Here is a 15,973-nt window from a genome sequence, read left to right on the forward strand (position 1 = left end):
AGGCGGTGGTTGAGCAAAAAAACCACTGCCGGCGCGCCGGGCTGCTACAGAAGCCCGCAACGCTACAACGCCTCCAGCCCCCACAACACCTCAAGCACATGCCCCGTCGAACGCTCGATCTCTGTGGTGCGGTGCGCGATGCCCAGTTCTCTCCACAATGATGGTTGCAACGAACGCATGACGATGCGGCTTTCCGGCGATGGAGTGGACGCCTCGTGGGGCAATAACGTCGCGCCATAACCCGCGGCGACCAGGCTCTTGATCGCATCATTGTAATTGAGCTGAATGCGCGGCGTCGGCTGCGGGCCCTCGCTGGCGAACCACTCCGCTACCTGGCGCGACAGCCGGGTGCTGTTGTCGTTGAGAATCAGCGGCTGCCCTGCCAGCCAACCAGGGCTGATCACATCGGGACACACCCAGCGCGCCGGCACGAACGCCATGACCGGATCCCGTCGCCAGGGTCTGATCGTCAGCCCCTTGACCGGTGCCTGTGGCAAGGCGATCACGCCAATGTCCAGGCTGCCATCGGCAAGCTTGTGCAAGGTCTGCTGCGAGGTCAGAACCGCGACCTGCACATCGATACCCGCATGGTGCTGACTCAAGGTTTCCAGCGCCTGAGGTATCAGCTGCGCGATGACCCCGGTCGATGCGCCAAGACGCACCCTTCCCGCCAGCCCCTGCACTTGACGCTTCACGTCTTCGAGGGCCTGCTCGGCGTCAGCGAGCAGGCGCCGGGCGCGTTCGATCAGGGTTTCGCCAATGGCCGACGGCTGAACCCGGCCTCGGGTGCGCGACAGCAACGAGCCACCCACTCGTTCTTCGAGGTCGGCGATATGCAGGCTGACCGTCGGCGGCGCCAGATTCAGCACCCGCGCCGCTTCGGCGAACGAACCATGGTCGGCAATCGCCACCAGCGTACGTAAACGGTCCAGGCTGATTTCGCGCATAAGGGTTCTATCTTCAGAAAAACTGAATCCTATCATTGTTAAATTCAACTTTTCCTATCTTACGCGCGGCCCGAAGATGATCGCCATTGATGATTTTCAGAGTGATTCGGACATGACGCTTCCAGTGGTTTTTATCGACGGCGACCAAGGCACCACGGGCCTGCAGATCCACCAACGGCTGCAAGGCCGCGCCGACCTGAAACTGGTCACCTTGCCCGCAGACCGGCGCAAGAATCCGCAGAGCCGCATGGCCGCGATCAACGCCTGTGACATCGCAATCCTGTGCCTGCCGGACGACGCTGCCCGCGCCGCGGTCGCCAGCATTGAAAACCCAGCCGTGCGGGTCATCGACGCCAGTTCGGCGCATCGTACCGACCCTGAATGGGTCTACGGTTTCGCGCAGATCAGCGCGGCGCAACAAAAGGCCATCGCCACGGCCAAACGGGTCAGCAATCCCGGCTGCTATCCCACTGGCGCGGTGGGCCTGTTGCGTCCTCTGCTGGATGCAGGCCTGGTGCCTCGGGACTACCCGGTCAGCATCAACGCGGTGTCGGGCTACTCGGGCAAAGGCCGCGCCGGCGTTGATGAATTCGAAGGGCCGGACGCCGCGCAAGCGACGCCGTTCCTGATCTACGGCCTGGGCCTTGCGCACAAACATGTGCCGGAGATCCAGCAGTTCAGCGGGCTGTTCGAGCGGCCCGTGTTCATCCCGGCCTACGGCTCGTTTCGTCAGGGCATCGTGCTGACCATTGCGCTGCAACTGCGTCTGCTGTCGTCGGGCTTGACCGGCGGCAGATTGCACGCTTGCCTTGAGCAGCATTACGCAGGCAGCGATTTCGTCGAGGTCATGTCGATGGACCAATCCAGGGCGCTGAGCGGTCTGGATCCTCGGACGCTGAACGGCACCGACAAATTGCGGCTGATGGTCTTTGAAAATGCCGCGCACGTGATGCTGGCGGCGGTCTTCGACAATCTGGGCAAAGGCGCTGCGGGGGCAGCGGTGCAGAATCTGGACCTGATGATCGCCGGGGCCTGACGCCGGGTTTCATATCCATTTGGCAGGGTCGGACCCCAATGCACGACCGGGCAGATCCCAGCGCGTCGGCGCCCCCTCGACCTGCGCCGCGGGCTTGAGGCGCTGCGCGGGTCCCCAGGCTGTCTGTTCGATGTCGAGGGCGAAAGCACTCGAATCGGCAGGCGCAAGGGGCAACTGCGCACCGGACTCACCTTCCATCAACGCCTTGGCCGTGCGAGCCAGCGATGCCTGAACCTGACAGCCTTCGCCTGTAGCCCAACGCTGGGTCAGACCGCGAACGGCGGCAGCGGCCATCAGGTACCCGGTGGCGTGATCCAACGCCTGAACCGGCAACGGTACGGGTTTGTCAGTGCCGTTGGCGCGCATTCCCGCGTCGGCAATCCCCGTGCTCATCTGCACCAGGCTGTCGAAACCCCGACGCTCGCGCCACGGCCCGGTCCAACCGTAGGCATTGAGCGAGACATCCACCAGCCCAGGGTTCAGAGCGCGACGATGTCCGGCATCCAGTCCCAAGCGCGCCAATGCATCGGCGCGATAACCATGCACCAGCACATCGGCCTCGCTGAGCAAACGTTCGAACACGCCCCGCTCGGCGGCGTCGCGCAGATTCAGCCGGGCACAACGCTTGCCCAGCACCACCTCGGGCACCGTCCCCGGCTCTTCCCAGCCATAGGGGTCGATGCGCAACACCTGCGCGCCGAAACCCGCCAGAAAACGCGTGGCGACCGGCCCTGCGAGGATGCGCGTCAAATCCAGCACCCGCAGGCCTTGCAGCGGGCGTTCACGACTGACCGGCCAGGCAGATTTATTGCCCCCGGAGGCGCCGATTCGATGCAGCAAAGGTTCGCTGGCGACGCTCAAGCCTTGCGGGTGCGCGGCCCACGCCTGTGCTGTTCGCATGGCAGCCGCGCAGCCCCGGCGTTCGACGATAGCGCTTTCCAGTGCGCTGGCTTCCCAGCCGTAGACGGCTTTGGCGACTGCATCTCGATCAACAGGGGTGCCGAGCACGGCCAGTGCGGCCTGACGATGATGAGGGGCATTGGTGTGCAACCTGATCCAGCCGTCCGCCGCGCGATAATCGCCTGCCACCGCGTCCCATTGCGCAGGCAGCGACCAACCCTGGGGGCGCAACGAGGTGCCGAACCAGAGCGAGGCCAGCCGCCGATCTACCACAAGCCGCGGCGTAGCGCCTGAGGTGATGTGGAGCAGCTCGCTGACCGCCAGGTTGGCCGCGCCCATGGCCGCCGTTGCAAAATCCGACACGGCAAAGCAGGACGGCAAGTCACCTTCACCCGTCGTGTTGACGTGCGCCAGATACGCTGCATCGCCGCCGGCCGCCAGCCAGAATTCGCGCAGGAAGCGATCGATTGCTTTATCGTCATTCATCGTAGTTGAACCCTGTCTGGAACCTGACCAAAGCTGCACGTTTTGCCGGCGATGAGATCTCCTCGCCAGACGAACCGCGCAGCCCAAAAAACACCTGAATCACGCCAACTCCCGTCGCAACCACTCGACCAACAGATCCGCCTCCTCCCGCCGCGCCTGTCCATGTCGCCGATACACCGCCAGCGCTTCGGTCAGGTGAACGCTCTGGCTGAACGGCGCGACCAGCATGCCACTGTCGAGCATGCGCTGTGAGGTCCGCCGCCAGCCCATCGCCAGGCCATGCCCTTCGACTGCCGCGTGCAGCATCAATGAATAGTGGTCGAACGCCAGCCCGCGCGCAGTGGCTGGAAGCTCATGACCGAACCGCGCAAGCCAGGTGTCCCATTCCAGCTGGTAGGCCGGCAGCGCGTCGTGGTGCAGCAAGGTATGGCTGGCGAGCTCGTCGAGACCGATCGCTGTACGCCCCTGCAGATAGCGCGGGCTGCACACCGGGAACACCTCATCGGCCGCGGTGAACAACAACGGATGCAGGCCGTGGTCGCGGTTGGCGCTCTGCATCGCTACGTCGAAATAGCCCTGGAAATCGGTCAGCGGGCTGGCCCACGTCACCATCTTCAGTTCGATTTGCGGGAACTGCCGATGAAAGTTCGACAGCCGCGGCATCAGCCAGTGGAACGCCTCGCACGGCTGACACAGCAACACTACTTCATTCTTGCCCGCGGCCCCGCGCAGCCGGTCCGCGGTGCTGGCGACGTCGTGCAATGCCTGACCCAGACTGAGGCTGAACTCGCGTCCGGCATCGGTCAGAAACACCGCCCGGTTGCGCCGCTGGAACAGGACGATGCCGAGATTTTCTTCCAGCGCACGAATCTGCCGACTGACCGCCGCCTGAGTAAGGTTCAGTTCCTCAGCCGCGCGAGAAAAACTCAGCAATCGGGCGGCCGCTTCGAAGGGAAGAAGACTGGCCAACGGCGGAAGGGATTTGCCGAGCTTATTCATAATCGCAGGTAATGCATCGAGACGAAGACATCATTTGTAGCACAGCGCTGGGGATCGGCAAGATGGCAGCGAACGCCCGATCTGCCGAAGCCGGCAAACATGCCCGGGCCTGCGATTATTTTTGGCGCAGCATCCGTCGCCGGTCCTCAGCACAGGAATCAACATGACCTCATCGCGCTCGATCATCCTGCAAGGCGTGGCCCTGGCGGCGCTGGCGACGCTGAGCTGGGCGTGTAACTTCATCGCGCCTTACGTGCTACAGGGTTACAGCATCGAGGACTTCATGCTGGTGCGTTTCATGATGGCTGGCGTGCTCGGAGCCCTGCTGCTGCCGTTCTACCGCGCTCAACTGCGTAGCCTGCGCCCCCGTCAATGGCTGACCGGCATGGGCCTTGGCGTATTGGGTTATCTGGGCTACAGCAGCTGCATCGCGGGCGGCGTGATCTACGGTGGGCCGTTGCTGATTGCTGCGTTCATCGGCGCGGTGCCGGTCTTACAGGCACTGCTGGGCAATGCTCGACACCGCTCGCTGCGTTGGGGTCAGTTGGCGATGCCGATTGGCTTGCTGTGTGTGGGTCTGCTGCTGATCAATCTGCAGCTGCTGGATGGGTCAACCGGCGCCGCTACTCAACTGTCGGCGGGGCTGGCGTTTTCCGTGGCGGCGGTGCTGCTGTGGCTGTCGTTCAGCGTGGTCAATCAGGCGGCGATGGAGCAATTGCACGCCGGCGCCACCACCGCCTGGACCTGCCTGATGATGATCGGCGCGGGCTTTGCCGCATTGCTGCTGACGCCACTGGCCTGGGCGATGCATCTGCTGCGCCTGCCGGTTTTGGGCATGGCAACCCCGGGTGCGCTGCACCTGTACGGATGGGCGTTGGTGATCGCGCTGCTCTCGTCGGTCATCGGCGCCTGGGCATGGAACCTCGCCTCGCGACGTCTGCCGATGGTGCTGTCGGGACAATTGATCGCGCTGGAGTCGTTTTTCGCCACAGTGCTCGGTCTGGCCTTTCATGGTCGTCTGCCGAGCATGCTCGAAACAACCGGTCTGGCGTTGATCCTGTTCGGTGCGGTGTACTCGGTGCGCGTCATCCTTACCCCCGCCCGAAACGCTGCAGAACAACCCGCCAACCACTGAATCGATGCCGCAGACGTCGATGTGGTCAGGCTGATGCTTTGGCCTGCGGTTGCCCGTAATCAGGTCGAGGGAAAAACCGGTTCGCCAAGGTTGAGCATCAGGCGATTGGCCCAGGCGAATATCGAGATCGCATGAATCAGGTCGAGCACTTGCCCATCGTCCAGCCCATGCTCGCGCAGCACCTGAATGTGGCTGGCGCTCAATGCGGCGGGTTCCAGTGTCAGGTCGATGGAAAACTGGACGATCGCTTTCTCTCGCTCGGTCGTGCCGGCAGTCTTCGGGTCGGCGAAGATTTGGCGGATCACATCGTTGCGCTTGGCCAGTTGTTCGAAGCGCTGGGCATGCACCGACGCGCAATAGACGCATCGGTTGATGCGCGACACCACGGTGCTCGCCAGCTCACGTTCGGCGCGCGCGAGGCCACCGGGCGCGTACATGATCGCGTTAAACGCCTGGGAGCGCTGGCGAAGAATGTCCGGATGGTGCGCCAGGGTCAGGTAATAGTCCGAGGTCTTGGCCTGCGGATGGCTTTCTTCCAGCACGGCCATCTGTTCGGCAGTGGCACTGGCCAGGTCAACGGTGGGCAACCAGGCTTTCCAGCCCAGCACTTCGTTGGTGAATCCGCTTTCGCGAATGGCGTCGCTCATCGTGCTTCTCCCGCTGCGCGTAAGGCACCCAGCCCTGCGGCCAGGCGTACTTGATAAGACAAAAACGCGATCAGCTGCGCGAGCACGACGATTTCCTCGGTGCTCAGGCCTTGCTGCTGCAGCGCCTGCAGGGCCTGCTGATCGCCGTGGACCGGTGATTCGATCAAGGTGCGGGTAAAGCGCAGAATCGCCGCCAGCCGCGCGTCGTCGAGTGCATCGAGCGCGCCGGATTCGATGTTCGAACGCACGCCTTTGTCGATACCCTGCGTCTCCAGTTGGCCGAGGTATTGGGCGGCGAGCAGCGGCTGTGGCGTCAGGTACGCCGCGTAATAGGCGACCCACAGGCGCTCGGTCAGCGACAGGTTGTTTTCCAGCACTGGGGCGAAGAACAGGTCCTGACTGGCCTGTGTCGCCGAAGCGACTTTTTCCCGCGCATGGCGAACCGCGTGCAGCGGCGTGCCGGGCTGGATATCCAGCAAGCTGTCGAGCAGATCGGTGGCGACAGCGGTTGGGGCGGTCGAGGTCATGATGACTCCTGCAAAGTGTCGGTTGTGCCCCTGCTACGGCAAAATGCCGTGCAGGAGCGAGACGGTTCAAGGTTGCTCGGTGACCATGGTCGCGGCGGTGCGGTCGCTGACCAGCGGCTCGACTTTCAACCCTTTGCGTGCGGCCCAGATGTTCTGGTAGTGGAACAGCGGGATGATGCCGACGTCATCGCTGACGACCTTGACCGAGTCCTCAAGAATCTTGCGGCGCTTGGCTTCATCAAACTCGGAGGTGGCGTCGATCAGGGCCTTGTCCGCCAACGGGTTGCTGTAATGGCCCCAGTTGGATGCGCCCTGCCCTTTATTGCTGTCGACGGTGGTGAGGATGTTGGTCAGCGCATAGGCCGCTTCGCCGGTGCCGTTGCCCCAGGCGATCACGCTGATCGCCAGCTCGTTCTTGTTAGCCTTGCCTGCGTACACCGCCCAAGGCAGCACTTCGAGCTGGACCTTGACGCCGATGCGCGACCAGAACTGCGCCACAGCCTGCATTGCCTCAGGCGCTTGCGGGTAACGATCGCCCGGGACGTGGGCCGTCAGCTGGAAGCCATCGGGGAAACCTGCCTGCGCCAGCAGCTCCTTGGCCTGTTTGGGGTCGTACGGAATGTTTTTCACCTCCGGGTTGTAGCCAAAGGTGTTGGCCGGCATCCATTGGTTGGCCTCGGTCACGGTGCCCTGCATGATGCGCTCGTCGATGGCCTGGCGGTTGATCGCCAGGGACAGCGCCTTGCGCACGCGAACGTCACGCAGTGGGTTGTCGACTAGCGGCTTGCCAGCGTTATCGCGAATGAACTCATTGGGCCCTTCGCGGAAACTTGGCTGAATGATCAGCGCGCGCAGCCCCTGATAGGCGAAGACGTTCACGGCAGGCGTCTTGCGCAGCCGCTCGACGTCGGTCGGCGAGACCTTGTCGATCACATCGACGTCACCAGCGAGCAACGCCGCTGTGCGGTTGGCCGCGTTGGCGATGAAGCGGAAATCCACCTGATCCCAAGTTGGCTTGCCGCCCCAGTAGCTGTCGTTGCGTTCGAAGATCGTGCGATCGCCCGGCACATACGAAACGAAGCGGTAGGGACCTGTGCCGACCATTGCCTTGCCCGAGTTGTAATCCGCGCTGCTGGCACCGGCACCTGCGTGACGGCTGACGATGTAGATCGAATCCACGTCCGGCAGCAGGTTGGCGTTCGGGGTGCCGGTCTTGATGATCAGCGTGTGATCATCCTTGGCCTTTACCGATTCGACCGTACGCGTCGCGCCCGCATAGGAGGCAACGCTGCCCGGTACGTTACGCGCACGCTCGAAGGAGAACACGAAATCGTCGGCGGTCAACGGCGTGCCGTCCTGCCATTTGACGTCGTCGCGCAGGTCGAACTGCCAGGTGGTGTCATCCAGTACTTTCCAGCTCTTGGCCAGGCCCGGCAGGGTCTTGTCGTCGTGACGATTGACCAGCGATTCGAAGGCGTGCAGGGCCACCGAACGGTCGCCGGCATAGTTGTTCAGTTGCGGGTCGAGGGAGGAAACCGGGTCGGCATAGCCGATGCGCAGGGTCTGCGCCGAAACGCTGCCGGCCGCCAGAATCAGCGCCGAAGCGATCAGTGAACGAACACGTGGTTGCATGGAGAATTCCTTGTACGCAATGGCAGTGGGCACGGCGAGCGTCGATGCGCTCGCTCATCAGTAGTCGTTGAGGTGACACGCACTGAGGTGGTTTGGTGAGACCTCCCTCAGCGCAGGAACTTCTTCGCGACAGCGCGCGATGGCGTGCGGACAGCGAGGGTGAAAATGACACCCGGCGGGCGGGTTCAGCGGACTGGGGATTTCCCCTTTGATCGCGTCATATCGGGTACTGCGAACATCGAAACGCGGGATCTGCGCCAGCAACGCCTGGGTATAGGGATGATTGGCGCGGGCGAACAGGTCATCGACCGAGGCGCTTTCCACCACCCGCCCGAGGTACATCACCACGACCCGGTCACACAGGTGCTCGACCACGCCCAGGTCGTGACTGATGAACAGATAGGTCAGGCCCAGCTCGTCACGCAGGTCCATGAACAGGTTGAGGATCTGCGCCTGAATCGACACGTCCAGCGCGGCGACCGACTCGTCACAGACCAGCAGTTCGGGCTGCACCGCCAGCGCGCGGGCGATGCCGATACGCTGGCGCTGACCGCCGCTGAACTGATGCGGATAACGCTGGCGCAACTGTGGGCTCAACCCGGCGCGTTGCAGCTGGGCGCTGACGTAATCGTCGAAGTCGCGCTTGTCGGTCAGGCCATGCAGCAGCGCGCCTTCTCCAACAATGCGATCGACCCGCAGCCGTGGATTGAGACTCGACGAGGGATCCTGAAAGATCATCTGCACTTTCAGGCGCACCGCATGGCGCTCCTGCGTGGTCAGGGTGTCCAGAGGCTTGCCGTCCACTGATGCCGTGCCTGAGGAAACCGGCAGCAGCCCGGCCACCATGCGACCAAGGGTCGATTTGCCACAGCCCGACTCCCCCACCAGCCCCACCACTTCACCGCGATGAATGCGCAGGTCAACGCGATCCACCGCGTGGGTCACGGGCCTTGGCCGGCTCAATTGCAGGCGTTGCAGCAGACGCTGCACCGAGTGCTCGGCCGGCGCCTTGCCGAACGTCTTGCTGACCTGATCCAACTCGATCAGCGGGATCTGTTCACTGTGCATCGGCGGCTCCGGGGTGAAAGCATCGAACGGTCTGACCAGGCGCGACCTCGCGCATCTGCGGCTCTTCGGCGCAACGCGCAGAGGCACGCGAACAACGCGGTGCAAACGCACAGCCGACAGGCATCGACAGCAGGTCCGGCGCCATGCCGGGAATCTGCCGCAGGCGCTGACCCCGGCGGTTGCGGCTGGGCAGGCTGTCGATCAGGCCTTGCGTATAAGGATGTTGCGGGCGGTCCAGCACATCGGCCACCGAACCCTGCTCAACGATGCGTCCGGCGTACATCACCGCCACGTCATCGGCCAGGCCCGCGACCACCGAAAGGTCGTGCGTGATCCAGATCAACGATGTGCCGTGCTCGCGCACCAGCTTCTGCACTTCACTGAGGATCTGCGCCTGAATGGTCACGTCCAGCGCCGTGGTGGGCTCGTCGGCGATGATCAGGTCCGGCGAATGCAGCAGCGCGATGGCGATCGCTACCCGCTGACGCATGCCACCGGACAACTGATGCGGATAGGCACTCAGGCGTTCTTCCGGGCTGGGGATGCCCATCAACGCCAACGTGCGCCCGGCATGCTCGCGGGCTTCGCGCTTGCTCACCGGACGATGAGCGCGGACCGCTTCGATCATCTGCGTGTCGACCCGCAGCACCGGGTTGAGGGTCATCATCGGGTCTTGAAAGATCATCGCAATGCGGTTGCCCTGCAAGTCGCGCAACTGAGCAGGCGAAAGCCCGATAAGGTCGCGTCCCTTGAACAGCACCTGCCCGCCACTGATGCGCCCCGGTGCATCGACCAGGCCGAGGATCGAGAAACCGGTCACCGATTTGCCCGACCCGGACTCGCCTACCAGCCCCAGCACACGCCCCGGCTGGACGCGCAATGACACGTCGCGCACCGCAGGCAACACACCGGCGCGGGTGTAGAACGAGGTGCACAGATTGCGCACGTCGAGAGTAGGAGAGTTCGCTACGGACGATTCAGGCAGGCTCATCGCTGCAACCTCGGATTCAGAACGTCGCGCAGACGGTCGCCGACCAGATTGATCGCGACGATGGTGATCAACAGCGCCAGCCCCGGAAACAGGCTGATCCAGTATTCGTTGCTGAGCATGTACTGAAAGCCATTGGCGATCAGCAGCCCCAGTGACGGTTCGGTGACCGGCACACCCAGCCCCAGAAATGACAGCGTTGCCTCAAGCGTGATGGCGCGGGCGATCTGTAGCGCGCCGATGACGATCAGCGGCGGCAGGCAATTGGGCAGAATGTGGCCAACCACGATCCGCCAGGGACCGATGCCCTGCCCCCGCGCGGCATCGACGTACTCGCGGCGACTTTCGGTCAGCGCTTGACCGCGCGCCGTGCGGGCGTAGTAGGCCCACTCCAGCAGGATCAGGGTGAGCATGACGTTGCCGACCCCCTTGCCCAGCCAGGCGAGGATCATCAACGCCATGAGAATCACCGGGAACGACAGCAGCAGGTCCACCAGACGCATGAGCAAGGCATCGAGCCAGCCACCGACGTAGGCCGAGACCAGCCCCAACAGCGTGCCGATCACCGCGGCGATCAGCGCTGAGCCAATCCCTACCCACAGGCTGATGCGCAGGCCGTACATGATCGCCGAAACCAGATCACGCCCCTGGCCGTCGGTGCCGAGCCAGTAGGTGTAGCCGGTGTCCATGTTGGCGCTACCCGGCGCGAGCCGTGCGTCCAGCACATTGAGTTGCATCAGGTCGTAGGGGTTCTGGACCACGATCCACGGCGCCAGTACGGCGATCAATACAATGATCAGCAGCACCAGCAGGCCAATCACTGCAGTGGGCGAACTCATGAACTCGACCGCGACCCGTCGCCACGGCGACTGAGCCTGCAAACGCACGGTTTTCGAAACGGCATTCATCGGGAGGCCTCGACACGCACACGTGGATCGAGCAGGTAATACAGGCCGTCGACGATCAGGTTCAGCACCACGAAAATCACCACGACCACCATCAGATAAGCGACGACCACCGGGCGATCCAGGGTGTTGATGCTGTCCAGGATCAACTTGCCCGCGCCTGGCCAGGAAAAGATGCTCTCGGTGACGACGGCGTAAGCGATGGTCGAGCCCAATTCCATGGCCAGCACCGTCACCACCGGAATCATCGTGTTACGCATGACGTGCATGCACATCACCCTCATCGGCGACAGGCCCTTGGCCCGGGCGAATTTGACGAACTCCTGCGGCAACACTTCACGCACGCCCGCGCGAGTCAGGCGCAGCACCAGGGAAATCTTGAACAGCGCCAGGTTCAGCGCAGGCAATAACAGGTGCTGCAAGCCATCGAGGGTCAGCCACGACCACTGCACCCCGAGCAGTTCGCGGGTAGCGCCGCGGCCGCTCGCCGGCAGCCAACCGAGCTTGATCGAAAACAGCATGATCATCATCAAGGCCACCCAGAACGCAGGCAGGGAAAAGCCCACGATGCTGCTGGCCATCATCAGCCGCGACAGCGGATGGTCTGGATACGTACCGGCAAACATGCCCAGCGGTACGCCGATCACTACCGCCAGAAACAGTGCGCTGAATGCCAGTTCGAACGTCGCCGGCAGGCGTTGCAGAATCAAACGCATGGCGTCTTCGTGATAAACGAAGCTCTGGCCGAGGTTGCCGTGAATCGCGCCCTGGAGAAAAAGCAGATACTGCTGCCACAGCGGCTTATCCAGGCCCAGATGAGCGATCGCCTGCAGGCGCTCGGCCTGGTTGAGGTCTTCCCCTACCAGAATGTCCATCGGATTGCCGATGGCATTCAGGCCGATGAACACCACCAGCGTCATCAACAGAATGACCAGCATCGACTGGGTCAGCCGTCGCACTGTCCAGCCGATCATGCGCGCAACTCATCAGCGTCGGGCTGGCTGGCCACCCATTCATCACCGAGCAATTCCGGATCGGCGTACTGTCGGATGGCGTCGAAATGCTGCTCGATGTCTTCGTTGAATAGCTGTCCGATCAAGGCGTGCGCCAGTCGTTTGGAGCCCTCGCTGATCGCAGGAATATCGCCGGAAACCGCGCCGTAGCTCAGCGCCGCCGGATAGCTGAAGCAGTGAATATGGTTCAGGCCCGGACAGGCGCCGGGCGTCTTCTCCTGAAACTCGAAGCAGTTGCCCAGATCCGGAAGCTCAGCCAGTTCGGCGTCGACTTCATCGACAGGCGCCTGAAAACGATCCCGCCAGACGCGGATCTGTGACGAGAACGGCGCAAACTCCGGACGCAGCGCGAAGTCCGTGCGAAAGCCGGTGGCGAATACCACGAAGTCCGCCTCGATCCGTGCGGTGGGCGTTTGCAGAAACACGCCGCCGACGGGGTTTTCCTGCACCGACAGCACGGGAGAGTTCAATAGAAAGCGCGCCCTGCCCGAGCGCGAGACGCGCAGCGTGCTGCCCCGAGGCGGCGGCACTTGCTGGGTGTTGAGGTAGTTGCGGATGCGCCATTTCCACTCGTCGGGCAGGCGCCAGTAGCCGTGGGTCATGCCAGGATTGCCCGCGCCCTTGCCTTTGTTGATGCGTGGCAATTCGGCGCGTCGGATCAGCAGATCGACCCGCGTCGCACCGGCTTCAAGCGCCGTCGCAGCGCTGTCCATTGCCGATGCGCCACCGCCAATGACGGCGACGCGATGGCCCTTGAACCACTCGTCTTGCAGGCCGTCTGCCGAATGCGCCCACAGATGACGCGGCAACTGGTGCGCGAACCTCGGCACCCAAGGACCACCCAGGCCGTCACGACCCGTGGCGAGGACCACATGCCGCGCGAGCAGATTCAGTGTCTGCCCCGCCGCTTCCACGTCCAACTCCACGATCCCGTCCGCTCGCGGGGCAACGCGGGCCACACGGTGTTCGTTGCGCACGTCCAGCGCCAGCACCCTGCGATACCAGCGCAGGTATTCGGCCCATTGCAGACGAGGGATCTTGTCCAGCGCGGCCCAGCCGTCATCGCCGAACTGCGCTTCGTACCAGGCGCGGAAGGTCAGCGCAGGCAAACCCAGGGCCGGCCCAGTGAGTTGTTTAGGGGAACGCAGCGTTTCCATGCGCGCCGTGGTTGCCCAAGGGCCTTCGAAACCTGCGGGCGCCTGATCGAAGATCACTGCGGCAACACCCAGATGACGCAGTTCCGCCGCTAACGCCAGGCCCGCCATACCACCGCCGATAATCGCGACGTCCAACACCGGAGCACCTTCATGAAGGCGCGACTTGACCCATGGGTTGGCAGGCAGATCGAGCCAGAGTAGATCCTGGCGCAGACGCGCCTCCAGTGACGCCAGGCCAGTGGGTGCAGTGACATCGGACATGTTGGGTACTCGGCGTGGCGATCGAGAGCAAGCGCTCGATTCTTAATCTCTATCAATTCAAACGCCTCCCAGAATCGAAAAATATGAATTCAGGAAGGCCATGAATGCTTAAACCGAATACTAAAAGGCGCTTTTTATTCTCGCAATGCGCAAAAAAGAATATTGATATTCCCTGCTGGAATTAGAGGGAGAAGAATGCCATCACGCTATTCGGCATAGATGTTTTGCAACAGCGCGTCGTGGGCGCTGGCTTCATGCATCACCATCTGGGGCAGCAGCCGTTTGGCCGAGCTTGCAATCTCATCGATCAGCGCGCGCGCCACATCCGAGAGCGGGCTGGCGAACGCAGAAATGAGACCGAAGAAAAACGGAATGTTGCAGGCGATCGGCCGTACAACGACACCTTCCAGCGGCACCCCCGTGGCCGTGAACGGATCAACCAGTGCAACGCCCAACCCTACTCTGGCCATCTGCATCGCAATCAATGAGGTGTTGGTGTCAAGCATGCGCGGCGCCTTGCCGCCAGCGTCGTGAAAGGCTTTGTCGATGCGACGTCGGAAACGATAGGGATTGGCCATGGTGATGAGGGTCTGCTCCACCAGTTGCTCCATGGACAACACCGGATGGGCGGCCAGCGCCGAGTCGGCGGGCAATACCGCGACACAGGGAGCTTCGCCGATCCAGTGGATGTCCAGGCCGCGGTGCTCGAGCGGCAGGCTTACCGCGCCCAGGTCCATGGTTTTCGACAGCACTGCCTGCACCACGTTTTCCGGGGACATGCTCTGTAGCTGGATCTGCTGCGGGCGCAGGCTCTGCGGCAGGCGCGACAATGCGCTGGGTAATAGCCCTGCAGCCAGTGCGGAGATCGCCACCAGCTTGATTTGATGGTTCTCCTCCCGAGCGATGTGCTGCGCGCGCTGGCGGATGTTGCGAATCCCCAGCAGCGCGCTTTCGACCTCGCCATACATCATGAAAGCCTTCTGAGTCGGGGTGACCTTCGGCCCGCTGCGTTCGAACAACGCAAAGCCAAGTTCCTGCTCAAGCTCCTGAATGACCCGCGTCACCGACGGCTGAGAACGGCCGAGCATTTTCCCCGCAGCAGTGACGCTGCCCGCCGACATCACAGCCGCAAAAGCTTCCAGCTGACGCAGATCCATAAGTACGCCTTACAAAAATCGGAAACGAAGGGAACACAGCTGTGCAATCCCCGATGGTCGGGCGAAAGTCTACACGCAGTTGTCGACCTGACGCTCGCGCCAAGTAAGTTGCACCTTTGTCGACTGATGCACTTATTCGCTGCCGTCGTAACCTGCGACGTTTCCTGCACGGGGCGTGTGAAAATCGTAGCGGGCGAAGGCAAGACAAGGCAAAAAGCAGGCGGAAAACGGCCGGATGAACCGAAGATACGAGCGAATACTGGACTGTGGAGTGATATGAACCGGGGTCTACCCGCCAATCAAAAAATTCCCCGGCCGCGCTTCTTCACCCGCTTCCAGCACGGGCACATGCGCTTCATCCTTGAGGCTGACGCCCGACAATTGTCGACGCCAGGCCTCGCGCATCAGGTACAGCAATTTGTGCGCGGCCATCGCGTAGCTCATGCCTTCGAGCCGAACGTTGGAGATGCAGTTACGGGACGCGTCGTTCAAGCCCACGCGTGGCGCGAAGGTGAAGTACAGGCCAAGGCTGTCCGGCGAGCTGAGGCCCGGGCGTTCGCCGATGAGGATCACCACCATTCGCGCCTTGAGCAGCTCGGCGACTTCATCGGCCACCGCGACCCGGCCCTGCTCCACCAGCACCACTGGCGCCAGATTCCAGCCTTCGGCCGCCGCCAGTTGATCGATGCGCTCGAGCATCGCCGGGCTGTGGCGTTGCACCGCCAGTGAAGACAGCCCGTCGGCCACCACCAACGCCAGATCGAAGCCTTCGGGATGCGCCTCGACGTAATCGCGCAATTGCGCAACCGAATCCTGCGACAAGCGCCGCCCCAGATCCGGTCGTTGCAGGTAGACGTTGCGGTCCGGCGCCGAGCTGTGGACCTTGAGGGTTTCGCGCTGACGAGCGTTGAGTTGCTCACTCAACGCCCCGTGATCGAACGGCAGATGCACCGCGTCTCGAGCCTGCGCATGGGCGAACTGGAAGTCCAGTTGCGCGGCGGTCGGCAGGCTGGTCCCGGCATGGCCCAGGGCGATGCGCGCCGAGGTCAGCGAGCGCAGTTGACGCCAGGCGTCGGCCTGGGCCGGTGATTTGCTGTGGTCATCACTCATGGCCA

The 15,973-nt window shown here is 62.9% G+C and carries 15 protein-coding genes; 2 read left to right on the forward strand and 13 right to left on the reverse strand.

Translation table 11 applies throughout. From position 1 onward, the window contains the following. Positions 1 to 62 precede the first annotated feature (62 nt). A complete protein-coding gene (locus tag CE491_RS11275; RefSeq protein WP_110948427.1) occupies positions 63 to 947 on the reverse strand; it encodes a LysR family transcriptional regulator in 885 nt (294 codons plus the stop codon). 112 nt (positions 948 to 1,059) lie between these two features. Between CE491_RS11275 and argC the strand changes: the two genes are divergently transcribed. After that, a complete protein-coding gene (gene argC, locus CE491_RS11280) occupies positions 1,060 to 1,983 on the forward strand; it encodes an N-acetyl-gamma-glutamyl-phosphate reductase (protein WP_110948460.1) in 924 nt (307 codons plus the stop codon). 9 nt (positions 1,984 to 1,992) lie between these two features. Here argC and CE491_RS11285 read toward each other — a convergent pair whose 3' ends face one another. Then, positions 1,993 to 3,369, reverse strand: coding sequence for a CoA transferase (locus CE491_RS11285; protein ID WP_110948428.1), 1,377 nt, complete (start codon positions 3,367 to 3,369; stop codon positions 1,993 to 1,995). 99 nt (positions 3,370 to 3,468) lie between these two features. Then, positions 3,469 to 4,368 carry a LysR substrate-binding domain-containing protein gene (locus CE491_RS11290; protein WP_110948429.1) on the reverse strand — a complete coding sequence of 300 codons (900 nt, stop codon included), beginning with the start codon at positions 4,366 to 4,368 and terminating at the stop codon, positions 3,469 to 3,471. A gap of 163 nt (positions 4,369 to 4,531) precedes the next feature. On the opposite strand from CE491_RS11290, the gene CE491_RS11295 reads away from it, so the two are divergent. Further along, positions 4,532 to 5,503 (forward strand): DMT family transporter, encoded by a 972-nt coding sequence (locus tag CE491_RS11295; RefSeq protein ID WP_110948430.1) that lies wholly within the window; start codon positions 4,532 to 4,534, stop codon positions 5,501 to 5,503. Between the two features lie 59 nt (positions 5,504 to 5,562). Here the strand turns inward: CE491_RS11295 and CE491_RS11300 are convergent, their stop codons facing one another. From CE491_RS11300 to eutC, 10 genes are all read right to left on the reverse strand, one after another. After that, positions 5,563 to 6,150: a peroxidase-related enzyme gene (locus CE491_RS11300; RefSeq protein ID WP_110948431.1), complete on the reverse strand. Its 588-nt coding sequence runs from the start codon at positions 6,148 to 6,150 to the stop codon at positions 5,563 to 5,565. After that, the gene (locus tag CE491_RS11305) at positions 6,147 to 6,677 is read right to left on the reverse strand and encodes a CMD domain-containing protein (protein WP_110948432.1); all 531 of its coding nucleotides are present in this window, start codon (positions 6,675 to 6,677) and stop codon (positions 6,147 to 6,149) included. Before CE491_RS11305 ends, CE491_RS11300 begins: the two co-directional genes overlap by 4 nt. A 66-nt stretch (positions 6,678 to 6,743) precedes the next feature. Next, a complete protein-coding gene (locus tag CE491_RS11310; protein ID WP_110948433.1) occupies positions 6,744 to 8,309 on the reverse strand; it encodes an ABC transporter substrate-binding protein in 1,566 nt (521 codons plus the stop codon). A 57-nt stretch (positions 8,310 to 8,366) separates the two neighbouring features. After that, positions 8,367 to 9,377, reverse strand: coding sequence for an ABC transporter ATP-binding protein (locus tag CE491_RS11315; RefSeq protein ID WP_110948434.1), 1,011 nt, complete (start codon positions 9,375 to 9,377; stop codon positions 8,367 to 8,369). Then, positions 9,367 to 10,368, reverse strand: coding sequence for an ABC transporter ATP-binding protein (locus CE491_RS11320; RefSeq protein WP_110948435.1), 1,002 nt, complete (start codon positions 10,366 to 10,368; stop codon positions 9,367 to 9,369). Before CE491_RS11320 ends, CE491_RS11315 begins: the two co-directional genes overlap by 11 nt. Next, the gene (locus CE491_RS11325) at positions 10,365 to 11,273 is read right to left on the reverse strand and encodes an ABC transporter permease (protein ID WP_110948436.1); all 909 of its coding nucleotides are present in this window, start codon (positions 11,271 to 11,273) and stop codon (positions 10,365 to 10,367) included. The genes CE491_RS11320 and CE491_RS11325 overlap by 4 nt, the downstream gene beginning before the upstream one ends. Next, positions 11,270 to 12,244 (reverse strand): ABC transporter permease, encoded by a 975-nt coding sequence (locus tag CE491_RS11330; protein ID WP_110948437.1) that lies wholly within the window; start codon positions 12,242 to 12,244, stop codon positions 11,270 to 11,272. The genes CE491_RS11325 and CE491_RS11330 overlap by 4 nt, the downstream gene beginning before the upstream one ends. After that, positions 12,241 to 13,701, reverse strand: coding sequence for an NAD(P)-binding domain-containing protein (locus CE491_RS11335; protein ID WP_110948438.1), 1,461 nt, complete (start codon positions 13,699 to 13,701; stop codon positions 12,241 to 12,243). The genes CE491_RS11330 and CE491_RS11335 overlap by 4 nt, the downstream gene beginning before the upstream one ends. Before the next feature lie 206 nt (positions 13,702 to 13,907). Beyond that, a complete protein-coding gene (locus CE491_RS11340; protein WP_110948439.1) occupies positions 13,908 to 14,858 on the reverse strand; it encodes a LysR family transcriptional regulator in 951 nt (316 codons plus the stop codon). A 288-nt stretch (positions 14,859 to 15,146) separates the two neighbouring features. Further along, complete coding sequence (gene eutC, locus CE491_RS11345; RefSeq protein WP_110948440.1) at positions 15,147 to 15,968, reverse strand: ethanolamine ammonia-lyase subunit EutC; 822 nt, start codon at positions 15,966 to 15,968, stop codon at positions 15,147 to 15,149. Positions 15,969 to 15,973: the final 5 nt, after the last annotated feature.

It is taken from the genome of Pseudomonas bohemica (assembly GCF_002934685.1).
GTDB classification, from domain to species: domain Bacteria; phylum Pseudomonadota; class Gammaproteobacteria; order Pseudomonadales; family Pseudomonadaceae; genus Aquipseudomonas; species Aquipseudomonas bohemica.